Annotated in this window: 3 protein-coding genes; all 3 read right to left on the reverse strand. The window is 37.9% G+C overall.

All coding sequences use genetic code 11. The features are described 5' to 3' along the window. Window positions 1-320: 320 nt before the first annotated feature. Entirely contained in the window at window positions 321-620 is a 300-nt protein-coding gene (locus FTU91_RS16225) for a NifB/NifX family molybdenum-iron cluster-binding protein (RefSeq protein ID WP_086197100.1), read from the reverse strand. 118 nt (window positions 621-738) lie between these two features. Then, a complete protein-coding gene (locus FTU91_RS16230; protein ID WP_121523972.1) occupies window positions 739-999 on the reverse strand; it encodes a DNA-binding transcriptional regulator in 261 nt (86 codons plus the stop codon). 255 nt (window positions 1,000-1,254) lie between these two features. Further along, window positions 1,255-1,725: a DUF2946 domain-containing protein gene (locus tag FTU91_RS16235; protein WP_121523964.1), complete on the reverse strand. Its 471-nt coding sequence runs from the start codon at window positions 1,723-1,725 to the stop codon at window positions 1,255-1,257. Between the last annotated feature and the right edge of the window lie 325 nt (window positions 1,726-2,050).

Genomic DNA, 2,050 nt, shown 5'->3' on the forward strand with positions numbered 1-2,050 from the left:
AAAATCATTTGAATGATTTCTTCTTGGTCTACGTGCCATAAAATACTCCATATATTGATGTTTATAACATCATTTGGGGAGCAAAATATCACTTATAGGTGTTGTTCAAATTTCCTGATCCACCTCTGTTTTACAAATCAAAAACACCTGATGAAATTCATCAGGTATTTATATGAAATATCGTGTCAACTTATTTTAAGCCTAGGCAATTTAATTTTTTGATTAAATAGCAGTTAGTAAGATGTATTTTATTAGCTAAAGTTCCCACTAACTTTTAATGGAAACTTTAGCTATGGTTTTAGATTTTATTCATAGGCGAGTTAAAGTAAACTGTTAATAAAATTATCAGGATCAATTTCATCCGTCACAATAACATGTACACCAATATTTTTGAGTTTTTCTCGCAATCTGTCACCCATCCCTGTGGTTATGAACATGTCCATAGGTAACAGTTTTTCTAGTACCTCACCCGACTGAGAAAATGATGCTTCTTTCTCCACCTCAATGAGCTGTTTGTCCATAACTTTCCCATCTTTGAGCTCATATTTCCAGAATTTTCGGCATTTCCCGGCATGCGGAGTAATATGACGTCGGTTCTGTGATGTAATTACAATTACCATAAAGATTTCTCCAAACCAAACCGATACTACTGCTCTTTATAGGTATGCATCGGTTCATGATGATTCATAAGTTAAACTTGTAGTGACAAAAACTATTTAAAAACATAGCTAATACCATTCAAGCAAGATTTTCCAAAACAAACTGAGGTGACTTGATAAAGAGTTTTAACAAGGCTTGGGCTGAGCTTGAGGGATGACGAACTCCACGTTCCCAACTTTCTAGGGTACGGGCGGAAATACACAGTTTCGATGCTAGTTCTGTCTGTGAAATATTGAGAGCTTGCCGGATCCTTACAGTTTGTTGTGCTAAATCCAGACAACAGCTGCTATTAAAATCACTTTTTGGGAGATGTGCCTGATCGTGCTGAAGTAGATTCATCATTGTCTCCTCCTTATCGATATACTAGAAAGTTGTAATAACACTTTGAAAAATCCAAAGGTCATTGAGACTGTGACAGCCGGATTTCAAATAAATTTGAATACAGATAAATTAAAAGCCATATTCATTATTACGGATAGGATCACTGTGACTGAAGATGCTAATTGTGAGCTGCTCACATGTTCTGGATAGATGAATATTTTCAGCCATATCGGAAACTGCGGCAGACTGCTCAGCAATACCATATCTGCTGATTTAGTGGATGAGTGTTAAAGGAGGAGCACGACCCTGAGGAATCAGGAACCACAGATCAGGTAGGGACAGCGTATATGGGACAAATGTACTGAAGAACTGCAGTAAGGTCTGAGTTCTGATCAGTACTAGTCTGAGTTTGGTATCGAGTAGCGGTAGGGTATAGCTGTGCACCAGGCAAAACTGGCAGTCATGACCGGTATGTGCATCATCCCGCTCTTGATGTTCATGCCGATCCTGCACATGTGTGAAGACATGTGCAGGATTTTGGTCTGCTCCGCTGGCTTGATTGCTATGCGGATGTGATGTTGCGAAGCTGTGGTGTGGGAGAACGTTAGTAACTTCCAGATGTAATGCTGCGGCAACAGTTTTACATACCGAAAAAACACTGTGTTTTTCTGGTAATAAAGGCTGCAGGAACACAGCGATCTGTAACAAGATTGCTGATAACCCCAGCAATCTTCCCAACATCATGAGCACTTCACTACACTTTTATGGACATTACATAGGTTATAATATAACAAAATATAAAATTTATAATTGAAAAATAGACGATAAAATCGATTTTAATCTGCTACTAAACATAATTTTATTTTTTCTTTATGGAATAGGAAGCGTAAGATCATTCTGAAACGAATAAAGTCTTATTAAAGTTGGACTGCATTGTAGGTTTGAACCGTACCGGGTTTGTCGGAGACTTTTTTATTTAAGTTAGGCCACCTGACCTAACGGGTTAATCTTATCATAGTACATTGCTTCAAACTCAAAAGGCGATACATAACCCAGTGCACTGTGTACA

The sequence above is a fragment of the Acinetobacter sp. YH12201 genome (genome assembly GCF_013418145.1).
GTDB lineage: Bacteria > Pseudomonadota > Gammaproteobacteria > Pseudomonadales > Moraxellaceae > Acinetobacter.